This is a genomic window from Fusibacter sp. A1 (genome assembly GCF_004125825.1).
GTDB lineage: Bacteria > Bacillota > Clostridia > Peptostreptococcales > Acidaminobacteraceae > QQWI01.
In genome coordinates this window covers 241,320-255,583 of sequence record NZ_QQWI01000005.1, presented here as the reverse complement: position 1 = coordinate 255,583, position 14,264 = coordinate 241,320, and the positions used below count along the sequence as shown (strand labels likewise).

Sequence of the window (14,264 nt, the reverse complement as noted above, 5' to 3'; positions counted from 1 at the left end):
GATAGAAACGGAGATATTTATGATAAAAGCAGTACTATTCGATCTGGACGGTGTACTTACTGTAGACTCGACAGGTTCAAAATCGATCATCGACTATATCACCAAAGTCACAGGCGTGGATGTGGGTACCTTCACAAATGCCTACCGAAAGCACAACTACCAGCTTCTTTACGGCCATGTGACCCATACGCAGATATGGGGAACGATCTGTGAGGAGGTTGGCAGACAGATTGACATCCAGGTACTATTCGATTCCTTCATCCATACACCCATGGACTCAGATATGCTTAATCTAGCGATGGAGCTAAAACAAAAGGGATACTATATCGGACTCATCACCGACAACAAACAAGATCGGGTGGATTACATACTTTCCCACCATCATCTTGAAAGCCTTTTTGACACGGTCCTCATTTCAGCCGCTTTACAGTCCGGCAAAGATAAGGACTTGATATTTGATGAAGTCATAAAAAAAATACCGGTGCAGTTCGAGGAATGTGTCTTTATCGACAACAAGGATTCAAATCTCATTATCCCCGCTAAGAAGGGGATGAGCGCCATCTACTACGACGATCGCCTTCGTGATCTGAGCGGTCTGAAAAGCAAACTTTTGGCGCTTGAAGTCAAGCTATGAGTTTTACTACTGAGAAGGTGTGACATGACAGAACATCAAGACATAATAAGGCATGGCCTTTCTTATCATCCTCCGTATGATTGGGGCATGATGATGGATTTTTATAAGATGAGACTTATCCCCGGCGTGGAGATGATCACTGATAATAAAGACTATAGGCGAACTATCCGAATTGTAAAGAAGCTAGAGAATTACTCTGGATGGATCGAGATCGCTCCTGTTCAGGGAGCGCCTCAGGTGATGGTGACGATGAGCGGTTCGCTAAAAGGTGTAGAGATGGAAGTCCTCGAAAGAGTTCGTGTCGCTTTCGACCTGGACCTAAGGCCTGAGAGGTTGCCCGAGATCCTTCCTAGAGGGATTCGGTTGCCAGGATGCTTTGATGCGTTCGAAATGGCGACCAGGGCTATTCTAGGTCAGCAGATAACCGTAAGGGCGGCATTGACCCTAACCGCGCGAGTGGTAGGACTTTTAGGAAGCCATGCGGATACCCCCTGGGACGAGCTGACACACTATTTTCCGCAAGCAAAGTCAATCAGTTCTATCACAGATCCAATTACAGAGGTTCTGGGACCCCTTGGTGTGATCAAGACAAGAAGTCATTCTATCCAGGCGCTTGCGACAGCGATCGCCAGTGGTGAAATCGTTCTGCAGCGTGGTGTGGATCCGCTGCTTGTCTATAATCAACTGCTGTCGCTTAAGGGCATCGGACCTTGGACGGCCCAGTACCTGACCATGCGAGGAACCAGCTGGCCTGATGCGTTTCCGGTTACTGATATCGGTATCCGTCATGCGCTTGAGCCTCTACTGAGGGATCATGAGGGAAAGCTTCTTTTCGCCGATGAAAACGCTGGGGTGTCCGGTCTCTCCAAGTACAAGATCAACAAGCTCTATGAAGCGTCCGCTCTAGCATACGCAGATGCCTTCAGACCTTGGCGCAGCTATTTGACAATCGCGCTATGGTCGACCTTATAAAGACATATAACAGTCAAATGGAGGAGAAATGATGATTTATTCGACAATTGCATCTCAATGGGGACAACTCATCGCATGCATAGATTCAGAGGACCGCCTTGTAGGTTTGTGGTTTGAAAACCAGAAGTATTTTCCTCAGATACCAAAAGAGGCGGTATGGGTGAATTGCCATGATCCCAATACTACCGGTACATTAAGAGCGCTTTTGGAGCAACTTACAGCCTATGAGTCCGGGAGTTTAAGGCACTTTGATCTAAAGCTCGCACCACAAGGCACAGCGTTTAGAAAGCTGATATGGGACCTGCTCCTTGAGGTTCCTTTCGGCGAGACACTCACCTATGGAGAACTAGGCAGGCTTGCGGCTATCAGACTGGATCGTGAAAGCATGTCCGCACAGGCTGTGGGCGGCGCCGTAGGTCATAATCCCATCTCCATTGTCATTCCTTGCCATAGGGTTATCGGCGCAAGCGGCTCTTTGACAGGCTACGCGGGGGGGCTTGATAAGAAAAGCGCCTTGTTGAGCCATGAGGACTTGAGTAACCCGACGTCCTAACGTATAATTTAGTGAGGCTAAATAATCGAATGTCGGAAAGTTGGGTTGATCATGTTTGAATTTATAAAAAAGAACACGTCTTTGATCGCGGTGTCCTGGGGGCATTTTGTCAACGACTTCTTTATGAGTGTTGTTCCAGTCGTCCTCTTTGCATTCGCATCTGAAATGAAACTGAACGCGATTCAAATGTCGATGATCGCTTTTGTCATCACGACAGCCGGAACGTTCTTTCAGCCACTAGTCGGCTTACTTATCGACAAGGTGCAAAAAAGCAGCCTTCTGATCTACTCCTTGCTGCTGATCACTTTGGGTATGAGTCTGTCAGGACTGATCACAAACTTTTACTTGTTGATACTCGTCGTAGGCGTGTCCGCTCTCGGGTCTTCGGTTTACCATCCGCTGGGTTCGACGATCACCATACATAAGACGTCTCTTACCAAGGGAAAGAGTCTGTCAGTCTTCATGACCGTCGGCAGTTTCGCTCATTCCGCGGCACCAATTGTCGCGATACCCCTTGTGACAATCTATGGACTAAAGGCCTTATCTGTGCTCATGATACCCGGACTACTTTCCTGCCTGATCCTTTATATGGCCAGGGTTCAAGAGGTTACTTGGACAAAGGATAAGGACTCCAGCGAGGGAAGTAATCATGCGAAGCTGACAAAAGGACAAATGGCTCAGATGACAATTCCGATGTCTATCGCAGTAATCAAAGGCTTACTCTACCGCGTTGTGATCGTGTTCGGTGTAATTCTTCTGGGGATCAAGGGGATAGAACCTGTGATGGCTGCCGCTGTCTTGTCGGCATTCATGATCGCCAGGGCTTTTGCTACACTTATCGGTGGTTTTATAAGCGATAGCATAGGCGAAAAGAACACCCTCATACTCTTTAACACCGCTGCGCTTTTTTCAGTTTTCATGCTGGTGTATGGGGGCAATCTGTTATCGATACTTGGACTAGTCATCCTAGGATTCACAATCAACGCGACTGCCGCTGCGAATATCACGATCACACATAAGATTTTGCCCAATAATGTGAATTATGGAACGGGACTGATTATGGGATTTGCTGCGACCATGAGCGCTGTCGCCATCCTAGGATTCGGCGTTCTTGTAGATAGATTCAGCTTAACCGCAAGCCTTAATGTCGTGGTCGTACTGACAGCCTTCATGGCGGTGTCAAGCTATGCGCTTCCAAAAGAGCTGTTTATTATTGTGAATAATAGCGAAGAAAGTACTCTGTAGGAGCAATTCAAATGAATTGCTCCTTTTTTATCGAATGAAGCAACTTCATTTGGGTAAAAAATAAATAGCATGTTTGGTGGAAAGTTGGTGACAGATGAGACATATTGCAAACAAGGTATCTCTTGCAATAATCCTAAGCACGGTAATGATGGGACTCATACTTGGTACGCTTGTGTATCTTCGTTCAGAGGCTCTTTTAAGAGCGCAGACCGAAGAGAACTTAATGCATGTCCTGGAACGTGAGGCGTCGATCATCAATGGCAGGTTCGACAATGTCAAAAGCATCTCCAACGTATTCAGAAGTATAATTACCGAAACCATCGATCTGAATCGAGCCAAAAACGAGCCGGGTTACATGATGGCCTACAAGAATCAAATCATACCGATTGTCGAGAATATGATCGCAACCTTCGAGAGTCGGTCCGGTTGGATTCTGTTCAATTCCAATGTCATACCAGGGACCAACACAGTCTCTTTCACGCGTGAGGATAACAAGTTTTTAAGAGAAGAGGAATACGACGTCATCTCGGCGGGGTACGGGTCTGAAGACTGGTGGATGAATGCTATCCTATACGGCGAGTTCTGGACCAAGCCATATTACTGGGAACCGTGGGATTCAGAGATTATCAGCTATTCCATCCCCATAAGGATGAATGGGGATGTCATCGCGGTTACAGGTGCTGAGTTATTTTTGGATACCTTCACAGAACAGCTTGATTCGATCAGCTTTTATGAGTCAGGAAAAGCATCGCTTCTGACAGAGGACATGAAGTGGATCTACCTGTCGGATTCGAACAGCTATACGATCGATGACCTATGGATAAAGGAGCATAGCTCCATCATAAAGTCTAAACCCACTGGAATAGAATACGGATTAGAGGACAAGACGAGAACCGTTCTTGCATGGACGACACTCGATAATGGATGGATTCTCATGGCCCATCCCACCTATAAGGACATGTTCAGCGGTCTAAAAGTACTATTCAACTTAACCCTTATCACTATGGCCATGTCCATACCGGTTACAATCGTCATAGGACTGCTGCTTTCAAAGACCATCACAAAACGGATCGCAGTACTCTCAGATATCGCAGGAAACATCCTGGACCACGAAAAGCTGATACTCCTACCTGTGGAAAGCACCGATGAGATAGGGCACTTGACCGAGGTATTCAACCAGATGCAGCTTAATGTGAGAAGCACGCTGTCTAAGCTAAGGCTGAGCGAGTCCAAATACAGGAGTCTGATAGAAACATCGGACCACCTCATCTATACGATCAGCTTGGACCGTAAGTTCTTAATGGTCAACAAGGCGATGGAGGACTTCTTGGGTATCGAGCGGACCGATCTGATTGGACAAGCCTTTGAAGTGCTTTTCAGCAAGGACAAGGATCAGAAGTTTTGGAGCGACTCCTTCAACGATGTCATCACATCCGCAGTCGGTATCACAAGTATCAGTGTGGTCGTTTTGGAATCGGGTGAGGAAAAAAGACTGAGCACCACCCTGACACCAATTTTTGACGAGAACGACACCATAGCCATGGTGATGGGAACAAGCACTGACATCACCCAGATCGTCGAGGCTGAACACGAAATCAACCGGCTCCTACAAAAGGAAAAGGAAGATCTATCGGATAGGGTGGATCGAAAAGTGGTAGAACTCAACAACGCGATGCAAGAGCTGATGGAAGCCGAAAAAATGGCTTCGCTCGGACGTCTTGTCGCCGGTGTCGCCCATGAGATCAACACACCGCTTGGGACCGCCATCACAGCGGCAAGCTTCCTAGAGGATACACAGCACCAGCTGAATGCCGCGCTGGAAAGCGGCACGCTCAGCAAATCCAGCTTTGAGCATGGCATCGAGGTGATGAACGACGCCATATCAAGCATCAATCGCAATTTGCAAAAGGCTGCAACCCTCGTTTCGAGCTTTAAGAGCATCAGCGTAAATCAAAGCCACGATACCCTGACTACTTTTTCGATAAAAGAATTGATTGAAGTCGAGCTGGTTAGTCTGAGACACGAGTATAAGAGGCTGCAGCCTAGAATCACCATCATCTGCAGCAGTGAATTGAAGCTAAAGTCGTACCCCGGCGCATTCACACAGATTTTGACCAACCTGATCATGAATTCGCTCAAACACGGATTTATAGATATTGAAGTGCCAGGGTTGACAATCGTAGTTTCCGATGAAAGGGACACGGTCACCATCGTCTACAAGGATAACGGTGTCGGTATGAGGCAAGACGTGCTAAGTCATGTATTCGAGCCTTTCTTCACCACCGCACGCGGAAAAGGCGGCAGCGGTCTCGGACTCAATATCGTCTATAATATGGTCACCGGTCTTCTAAAAGGAAAGATCATTTGCGAAAGCGATTATCTGAAAGGAACCACTTTCACCATCACGGTTCCAAAACATCTATAAAAAGCCAGTGTTATCAAAACAAACAGCCTAATCCATAAGGGCTGTTTGTTTAATTAATTGGATAATGACTTCAAAGCACTTAAAACAGCGAAACCGCGGATTATATGGTATAATATTCACGGTGGTGAGAAAATGGAAATAGAATTGAATGTTACGCTCCCAATATTTGAGGGACCTTTAGATTTATTATTGCATTTGCTTGAAAAAAACGAAGTGGATATATACGATATTCCAATCATCGTGATTACCAGTCAGTTTCTGGCTTATTTAGAGACATTGGATACGGTCAAACTCGATGTCACAAGTGAATTTGTCGTCATGGCGGCGCATCTATTAGAAATCAAATCAAAGATGCTGCTTCCTATCCATGGGGAAAATGACGAAGACCTTGTCATGTCTGAGGAAGATCCAAGGTTCGATCTTGTACAGCGTCTTATCGAATACAAGCAGTATAAAGATGCCGCTGTCGATATGAAAGACAAGTTCGACCAGTTTGGAGGCCGATATTTTAAGCCGACCAACGAACTTAAACGCTTTAAGACTTCTATCGACATCAGCGCCGATGATTATCAAGTGGATATCAGCGCGCTTGTTAATGCGCTCAACAAGGTGATTGAACGAATACCTGAGATCGATATGACAAGAAAAGACTACTTTAAAAAATTAATGCGCGATGTGCATACCGTAGAAGAAAAAATCGAGATTCTAACAGAAAAATTTACAGCGAAAAGAAGATGGCAGTTTGATGAGTTGGTTTTAGATGTAACCACCAAACTCGAACTGGTCATCACCTTTTTGGCGCTACTGGAACTCTTAAAGACAGGTCTGGTCTCTGTAGTGCAGGACCATACCTTTGATGCCATTGTTATTGAAATCGACGAGGAATTTAATCATGCTTAATCAAAATATGAAGCAGATAGAGGCACTTCTATTTGCATGGGGTGAGGCGCTTTCTTATCAGCGTCTAGCTGCGCTTACAGGACTTTCCCAGGAACTTGTCAAAGAGGAAGCCGACAACCTAAGAAACTACTATGATACCTGCAACCATGCGATACAGCTTCTTGATGTCAACCAATCCGTCCAGCTTGCGACAAGACATGAGGTTTCGGATGTGGTGGAACAGTTGTTTGTCACCGATAAGAACAAGGGACTATCGGTCAGCAACCTAGAAGTCCTTTCCATCATCGCGTATAAGCAGCCGATCACCAAAACCGAAATAGAGCGGATCAGAGGTGTCAAGTGCGATAGGGCGGTTCAGATTCTTCTTGAACTTGAACTGATCAGAATCAGCGGTAAGCTGGAACGTATCGGCAGACCGAATCTATTTAGTACGACGGACTTATTCTTAAAAAAATTCGGACTTAAGACTTTAAGGGAATTACCACCTGTAGCTTCTTTTGAACGTATGCAGATTGCATTATTTGACGAAGAGGAGGAAGAAAATGGCGAACAAGCAGCCAGTAGCGAACAAGCAGACAACAGCGAGCAAACAGACAAAAAGCAAACCGAAGCAGAAACCGGCGACATCCAGTAGACAAAAGCCCGCTTCGTCCTCTACGACTTCAACTAAAAAGACAACGCCAAAAAAACAGGCGAGTACCTCAAAAGGAACTAGTAAATCCAGCACTTCTAAAAATTCTGACAAGACCAAGCACGAAAGTGTGCTTGGCTACGAAATGAAGTTGTTGGGCCTGCTAGCTTTTTGTGTGTTTATGATTCTTAGCTTGCACACCAGCTCAGTGGGTGTTGTCGGAGCATGGATGAAAGGTCTTTTAACGGGACTGTTTTCTATTGGTGCTTACCTGATGCCCTATGTTGTGTTTTCCTTTGTCTTTTTACAGATCAATAAGAACTTAAGTAAGTTCAAGCTAAGAGTTCAAGTATCCTCAGCGGTACTGCTACTAGCGTTCATCTTGTTTATCGGTATGAGCAGTGTCAATTATGCGGTAGACGACTTTTATACTCTTGAAGGTTTTAAGCTTGCATACGATCAAGGACAGGACCTGCTTGGTGCCGGTTCGCTTGGCAATTTCATTTTCAAGATTTTCTATGGGCCGCTGGGCAGAATGGGGACAGGTCTTATCATCACCTCGTTGATGCTCATCTTTTTAGCGCTTACTGCAAATATCACACCAAGCAAGATACTCAAGGGGATCGGTTATTCGGCCGTTAAGACAAAAGATACGGTAGTAAAGACCAACCAAGTCGTAAATACAGCTGTAAAGACAAGCATCAGTCAGTTGAAGACAGATTTTGACGACCATAACTCCGAACGAGAAAAGAACAAGCAACACATCATCGACCTGATGAACCGTGACTTGTTTGATCTTGATGTTGAAAAGGATTCAAGTCAGGACGAATACACGCCGGATTACAGCAAGCCTAGGGTAGATGAAGAGGAACCTGTCTTGCCTATTCTGACAGATTCTGAGCTTATCGATGTCTTTGAACCGCAAATAGAGAAAGCACCTGAGGTAATTGATGTAGCTGACAACATTAAGATTCTGGACTTCCAGACGATGGCACGTGCAAGAAAGACCAAGACACCAGCGGTCGACTCTGTTCTTACGCAGCCGGATGAAGAGGTGAAGGAAGAAACGGTCGAGTTTTCGCGTTCGGATACGAGTGTATCTGCTCAAACAAAAGAGAAAATCGATTACAAAGCGATAAAAAAAGAAAACAGCAATATCACCTTGGAAGAAAAGACCGCGATTGAAAATGAAATTATCGAAAAGGTCAGGCTCGCATTTGAACATTATGAGCTGCCAAACGTAGAAATGCTAAACGAGGGCAAGCATCAGAGCGGCGACAAGGATAGAAAAGACATACTTATCAAGGCGAGACAGCTAGAAGATACGTTAAGGAACTTTAAAATAGACGCAAAAGTCGTTCAGGTAAGTAAGGGACCGATGATCACAAGATTTGAGATCGCACCAAGTCCAGGTGTCAAGGTGAGTAAAATCGTCAATCTTTCTGACGACATCGCACTTAATCTTGCTGCAACAAGTGTCAGAATCGTCGCGCCGATACCGGGTAAGGCCGCTGTCGGTATCGAGGTTCCCAATAAGACCACTTCGGTTGTCACACTTAGGGACGTAATTGAAAGCGACCCCTACGAGAATCATAAATCAGAGCTTAGATTCGGCCTAGGTAAGGACATTTCGGGTGTTCCCATTGTGGCTGACCTTGCAAAAATGCCACACCTTCTGATTGCCGGCGCTACCGGCTCGGGTAAAAGTGTTTGCGTAAACACGATCATATCGAGTATACTGTTTAATGCCAAACCGGATGAAGTGAAGTTCCTGATGATCGATCCAAAAGTAGTCGAGCTCAATGTCTATAACGGTATCCCACATCTGATCTTGCCGGTTGTGACCGATCCTAAAAAGGCGAGTATCGCCTTAAACTGGGCCGTTCAGGAAATGACCGACCGTTACAAGCGGTTCGCAGAAACCGGTGTGAGAGATCTTACCAGCTACAACAAGAAGTACGAGTTGACAGGAGAAGGGGAGCATATGCCAAGAATCGTCGTAATCATCGACGAGCTTGCCGACCTGATGATGGTCGCTCCCAATCAAGTGGAGGATGCCATCTGCAGAATCGCCCAAATGGCCAGAGCTGCGGGCATCCATCTGATCGTTGCCACGCAAAGACCTTCTGTGGACGTTATCACAGGAGTGATTAAGGCAAATATACCGTCGAGAATCGCATTTGCAGTATCTTCACAAATCGACTCGCGTACGATCATAGACATGGGTGGCGCAGAAAAACTTTTAGGAAAAGGGGACATGTTATATTTCCCATCCGGCGAATCCAAACCAAGGCGTGTACAAGGTTCCTTCATCACAGAAGAAGAAGTGGAAAGCGTCGTCACCTATGTGAAAGGACAGCTTGAAGGCGAATACGAATACGATTCCGCCGTACTTGACGAAGTGAAAGAAACCATGCAGCAGGCCTCTGACGCAGAAGGGATAGATGATCTCTTAGAAGATGCGATCCAATTCGTCATCGAATCAGAGAAGGCATCGACATCACTACTGCAAAGAAGGTTTAGAATCGGTTATAACCGAGCTGCAAGAATGGTTGACGAATTAGAGATTAGAGGCATTGTCGGACCAAGCCGCGGATCAAAGCCGCGAGAGGTATTAATGACAATGACAGAATTTGAAATGACTGGAGAGTAGTATGAAAAACTATGTATATATCGAAACACTTGGTTGTTCCAAAAATCAAGTTGATTCAGAAGTGATGATGGGACTATTTAAGGAAAAAGAATACTATATGACGGACAATCCCGAACAGGCGCAAATCATCGTTGTGAACACCTGTGGATTTATCGAAAGCGCTAAAGAGGAGTCTGTCAACACGATTCTTGACATGGCGATTTATAAAAACGAGCACGTATGCGAGTACCTGATCGTGACCGGATGCCTTGCAGAGCGTTATGCGAACGATCTTGTGAATGAGATCCCTGAAGTGGACGCATTCGTCGGTACGACGGCCTTCGACGAGATCATGAAAATTGTCGATGCGTTAGGCGATAAGGGAGAACGTATCAGTCAGACAGGCAATATCGATAAGGAGTTCGCAGAAGGCCTTCCAAGAGAGCTTTCCACCCCCTCGCATTTCGCATTTTTAAAAATAGCCGAAGGGTGTGACAACCTATGCACGTACTGCATTATTCCTAAATTACGAGGAAAATATCGTTCTAGAACGATTGAGTCCATCGTTGATGAGGCAAATGCTTTGGCCAAGCAAGGCGTCAAGGAGCTTATCGTCATCGCTCAGGATACGACGCGATATGGCATCGATATTTACGGTGAATACAAGCTATATGAGCTGCTTGAAAAGTTAAATGAGGTCGAAGGCATAGAATGGATCAGACTTCAGTACATGTATCCTGATATCGTGGATGAAAAGCTGATCAAAACCATCGCGTCCTGCGAGAAGGTCGTGGACTATTTCGATATTCCTGTGCAACATGCAAGCAACAGGATATTAAAACGTATGAAACGCAACACATCCAAAGAAGATATCGAAGCGCTCATAAAATCGATCAGAACCCATATTCCTAAAGCTTCGATTAGAACGACCATGATCGTAGGATTCCCCGGTGAGACAGAAGAAGACTTTGAAGAGCTGCTTACCTTTGTAGAAAACGCTAAATTCGACCGCTTGGGTGCTTTCACCTATTCAAAAGAGGAAAACACCGCTGCATACAATCTTGACGGACAAGTGGACGAGGACATCATGAAAGAGCGTCACGCTAAACTGATGATGCTGCAGCAAGACGTTTCAGAAGTCATCCAGCAAAACAAAATCGGACAGGTGATGAGAGTGGTCATCGAGGAAACAACCGACGACCCTAAGGTCTATGTCGGAAGAACTTCCCTTGACGCGCCAGAAGTGGACGGAGTCTGCTATGTGCATACAGAAGGCGAACTCCTAGAAGTCGGACAATTCGTAGATGTGAAAATAGATGATGCAATGGAATTTGATGTTATGGGGGTCAAACTATGAATTTAGCAACTCAGTTGACGGTATTAAGACTCGCACTCGTTCCTGTTTTCATGGTTCTTTTGGCTCTGGATACACCTTTACTCAGATGGGTCGCCTTCGCAGTGTTTGTCATTGCCTCGATCACTGACTTTTTGGACGGTTACATCGCAAGAAAAATGAATCAGGTGACGAAACTTGGAAAACTTCTTGACCCTCTTGCGGATAAGGTGCTTGTAACCGCCGCACTTGTAGGATTGGTCGAGCTTGGCGAAATTGCTGGTTGGATTGTCGTGGTGATTCTATCAAGAGAATTCATCATCAGCATATTCAGAGCGATGGCAGCGAGTACAGGCCTTGTGATCGCTGCAAGTTACTGGGCTAAGATAAAGACGACTGTTCAAATGATCGCCATCCTCTTGCTGCTTGCCAACAACTACCCTGCGAGCATGATAGGCATTCCACTGGATCAGATCATGCTTTATATAGCGACCATCTTGACGGTCGTATCGGGAGTTGAATACTTGCTCAAGAACAAGCAGGTGCTAAAAGAATGATGAAACGTACAGGGATATTGACAATCGGCTCTGAACTACTTGTCGGGCATGTCTTAAACACACATGCCCAGTACTTGACAAAGCTTCTGAACCATATAGGTTATTCCGTATATTATCATATGACTTGCGGTGACAACGAAGAGCGTATCCACAAGGCGATCTCCTTATTGAGGGAGCAGTGCGATCTGATCATCATCACAGGCGGTTTGGGTCCCACCCAGGACGATATGACAAGAGAAGTCGTCGCAAAGGCGTTGAATCTTGAGCTTGTGAAGGACGAATCGACTGTAAAGAAATTAACCGACTTCTTCATCAGCATCGACCGTCCAATGACAGAGAACAATTTCAAACAGGCCTACTTCCCCAAAGGCGCTGAAATACTCAACAATCCCAAAGGCACAGCCCCGGGATTCATCGTGTCTGACGATACGCTCAAAATAGCGTGTCTACCAGGTCCACCACAGGAACTATATGCGGTTGCAGAGGGCGATCTGCTCGATAGCCTGACAACCGATGGCAAACTTTATAGCAAATATATCAACCTATATGGAATCGGAGAGTCCGCTGTAGACGAGAAAATCTCCGATATCTTTGAAAACCAATCGGATCCGTCCATCGGCATCTATGCCTTGGGCGGTATGCTAAGCCTTAGGGTTTCGACTGTGAAAAGAACAAACCTCGAGGCTGAGAATGTCCTCATGCCGATAGTCCACTCAATAAAGAATCGTCTGATCGACTATGTTTTTTCAACTGAAGGCGAGACGCTTGCTGAAGTCGTTGTAAAAAAACTCGATCTGCTACATAAGAAGCTCACCTTCGCAGAAAGCTGCACAGGCGGAAACCTCGCCAAAGGGATTACGGACATATCTGGCGCGTCAAACGTGTTTGACAGCAGCCTTGTCACCTATAGCAATCAGGAGAAAACTAGACTGCTTGGTGTCAGTCCACAAACGCTTGAGTCCCACGGTGCTGTATCTGAGGAAACAGCCAAAGAGATGGTAATGGGACTTAAATCGGCGACAGGTGCTGATCTATGCGTTGCTGTGACAGGAATCGCAGGCCCGTCTGGCGGTACTGAAGATAAACCTGTAGGCCTTGTCTACATCGGCTATTCCTTAGACGGTCGGGTTCAAGTTGAAAAACACCATTTTCATGGTACCCGTGAGAACATCCGATTAAGGACAACACAAACTGTATACATGCAAATCAATAGATATCTCGAAGGTTGTCTGCAAGCAGCAGACTAGTAAAAAAACATTTGTTTTTTACCTTGCTATTTGCTCAAGCTTTAATTATAATAAGATTATCGATAGAACAAACGTTCGCTATGGAAGGATTTATTATGAGTGGAAAACAAAAAGCATTGGAATCAGTAATGGGTCAAATTGAGAGACAATATGGCAAGGGTGCGATCATGCGTCTTGGCGATGAATCTCAAAAGTTAAATATAGAGGCGATTTCAACAGGGTGTATGGCAATTGATATCGCACTCGGTATCGGTGGAATTCCAAAGGGAAGAATCATCGAAATCTACGGTCCGGAATCTTCTGGTAAGACGACGGTTACCTTGCACGTTATCGCAGAAGCCCAAAAGGCTGGCGGAGTAGCTGCATTTATCGACGCAGAGCATGCGCTCGACCCTATTTACGCTAAAAATATCGGCGTGGACATCGATGAGCTGATCGTATCGCAACCGGATACCGGAGAACAGGCCCTCGAAATCGTTGACGCTCTTGTTCGCAGCGGTGCTGTAGATGTCATCGTTGTCGATTCAGTCGCAGCGCTTGTTCCAAAAGCTGAGATCACAGGCGAAATGGGCGACAGTCACATGGGTCTACAGGCACGACTTATGTCTCAAGCGCTTCGTAAACTTACAGGTATCGTCAACAAATCAGGTACTGCTGTCATCTTCATCAACCAATTACGTATGAAGATCGGTGTCATGTTCGGTAATCCTGAGACAACTACAGGCGGTAACGCATTAAAATTCTATGCGTCACTCCGTCTCGATGTTAGAAAAATCGATACCATAAAAAAAGGTGATGAGATTCTAGGTAACAGAACAAGACTCAAAGTTGTAAAGAACAAAGTAGCACCGCCATTCAAGCTTGCAGAATTCGATATCATGTACGGTCAAGGTATTTCTAAAATAGGAAGTACGCTGGATGCCGCTACTGGAGCAGATATCATCAAAAAATCCGGGTCATGGTTCAGCTATAACGATGAAAAACTAGGCCAAGGTAGAGAAAACGTAAAAGTCTACTTGGAAGAAAACCCTGAGATTTTTGCTGAAATCGAGCATAAGGTGAAGCTTCATTACAATATTATTAAAACAGCGTCTTCTGAAGTCACTAGCGATAGCGCGACAGAAGCATAACAATC

12 protein-coding genes are annotated in these 14,264 nt (G+C 45.5%); all 12 read left to right on the top strand.

Translation table 11 applies throughout. The features are described from left to right. The first annotated feature begins 19 nt into the window (after positions 1-19). Positions 20-634, top strand: a complete 615-nt coding sequence (locus DWB64_RS08815) for an HAD family hydrolase (RefSeq protein WP_129487857.1) — start codon at positions 20-22, stop codon at positions 632-634. A gap of 24 nt (positions 635-658) precedes the next feature. Continuing rightward, positions 659-1,606 carry a DNA-3-methyladenine glycosylase gene (locus DWB64_RS08810; RefSeq protein ID WP_129487856.1) on the top strand — a complete coding sequence of 316 codons (948 nt, stop codon included), beginning with the start codon at positions 659-661 and terminating at the stop codon, positions 1,604-1,606. 31 nt (positions 1,607-1,637) lie between these two features. Beyond that, on the top strand, positions 1,638-2,159 hold the full coding sequence (locus DWB64_RS08805; protein ID WP_129487855.1) for a methylated-DNA--[protein]-cysteine S-methyltransferase: 522 nt from the start codon (positions 1,638-1,640) through the stop codon (positions 2,157-2,159). Between the two features lie 51 nt (positions 2,160-2,210). Next, positions 2,211-3,404, top strand: coding sequence for an MFS transporter (locus DWB64_RS08800; protein WP_129487854.1), 1,194 nt, complete (start codon positions 2,211-2,213; stop codon positions 3,402-3,404). A 94-nt stretch (positions 3,405-3,498) separates the two neighbouring features. Beyond that, positions 3,499-5,829, top strand: coding sequence for an ATP-binding protein (locus DWB64_RS08795; RefSeq protein ID WP_129487853.1), 2,331 nt, complete (start codon positions 3,499-3,501; stop codon positions 5,827-5,829). A gap of 132 nt (positions 5,830-5,961) precedes the next feature. Next, positions 5,962-6,729 carry a ScpA family protein gene (locus tag DWB64_RS08790; RefSeq protein ID WP_129487852.1) on the top strand — a complete coding sequence of 256 codons (768 nt, stop codon included), beginning with the start codon at positions 5,962-5,964 and terminating at the stop codon, positions 6,727-6,729. Beyond that, entirely contained in the window at positions 6,722-7,363 is a 642-nt protein-coding gene (gene scpB / locus DWB64_RS08785) for an SMC-Scp complex subunit ScpB (RefSeq protein ID WP_164980322.1), read from the top strand. The genes DWB64_RS08790 and scpB overlap by 8 nt, the downstream gene beginning before the upstream one ends. Beyond that, the gene (locus DWB64_RS19560; RefSeq protein WP_164980321.1) at positions 7,272-10,013 is read left to right on the top strand and encodes a DNA translocase FtsK; all 2,742 of its coding nucleotides are present in this window, start codon (positions 7,272-7,274) and stop codon (positions 10,011-10,013) included. Before scpB ends, DWB64_RS19560 begins: the two co-directional genes overlap by 92 nt. Before the next feature lies 1 nt (position 10,014). Continuing rightward, positions 10,015-11,349, top strand: a complete 1,335-nt coding sequence (gene rimO, locus DWB64_RS08775) for a 30S ribosomal protein S12 methylthiotransferase RimO (RefSeq protein WP_129487850.1) — start codon at positions 10,015-10,017, stop codon at positions 11,347-11,349. Continuing rightward, entirely contained in the window at positions 11,346-11,882 is a 537-nt protein-coding gene (gene pgsA / locus DWB64_RS08770) for a CDP-diacylglycerol--glycerol-3-phosphate 3-phosphatidyltransferase (protein ID WP_129487849.1), read from the top strand. Before rimO ends, pgsA begins: the two co-directional genes overlap by 4 nt. Then, positions 11,879-13,129, top strand: a complete 1,251-nt coding sequence (locus tag DWB64_RS08765; RefSeq protein WP_129487848.1) for a competence/damage-inducible protein A — start codon at positions 11,879-11,881, stop codon at positions 13,127-13,129. The genes pgsA and DWB64_RS08765 overlap by 4 nt, the downstream gene beginning before the upstream one ends. Before the next feature lie 95 nt (positions 13,130-13,224). Continuing rightward, positions 13,225-14,259 (top strand): recombinase RecA, encoded by a 1,035-nt coding sequence (gene recA, locus DWB64_RS08760; protein WP_129487847.1) that lies wholly within the window; start codon positions 13,225-13,227, stop codon positions 14,257-14,259. Positions 14,260-14,264 lie beyond the last annotated feature (5 nt).

Bases quoted from the DNA above. Each gene is read 5' to 3' on its own strand.
- DWB64_RS08795 (WP_129487853.1), top strand. From the start codon at position 3,499: ATGAGACATATTGCAAACAAGGTATCTCTTGCAATAATCCTAAGCACG.
- DWB64_RS08790 (WP_129487852.1), top strand. From the start codon at position 5,962: ATGGAAATAGAATTGAATGTTACGCTCCCAATATTTGAGGGACCTTTA.
- DWB64_RS08800 (WP_129487854.1), top strand. From the start codon at position 2,211: ATGTTTGAATTTATAAAAAAGAACACGTCTTTGATCGCGGTGTCCTGG.
- DWB64_RS08810 (WP_129487856.1), top strand. From the start codon at position 659: ATGACAGAACATCAAGACATAATAAGGCATGGCCTTTCTTATCATCCT.
- scpB (WP_164980322.1), top strand. From the start codon at position 6,722: ATGCTTAATCAAAATATGAAGCAGATAGAGGCACTTCTATTTGCATGG.
- pgsA (WP_129487849.1), top strand. From the start codon at position 11,346: ATGAATTTAGCAACTCAGTTGACGGTATTAAGACTCGCACTCGTTCCT.
- DWB64_RS08815 (WP_129487857.1), top strand. From the start codon at position 20: ATGATAAAAGCAGTACTATTCGATCTGGACGGTGTACTTACTGTAGAC.
- DWB64_RS19560 (WP_164980321.1), top strand. From the start codon at position 7,272: ATGGCGAACAAGCAGCCAGTAGCGAACAAGCAGACAACAGCGAGCAAA.
- rimO (WP_129487850.1), top strand. From the start codon at position 10,015: ATGAAAAACTATGTATATATCGAAACACTTGGTTGTTCCAAAAATCAA.
- DWB64_RS08765 (WP_129487848.1), top strand. From the start codon at position 11,879: ATGATGAAACGTACAGGGATATTGACAATCGGCTCTGAACTACTTGTC.
- DWB64_RS08805 (WP_129487855.1), top strand. From the start codon at position 1,638: ATGATTTATTCGACAATTGCATCTCAATGGGGACAACTCATCGCATGC.
- recA (WP_129487847.1), top strand. From the start codon at position 13,225: ATGAGTGGAAAACAAAAAGCATTGGAATCAGTAATGGGTCAAATTGAG.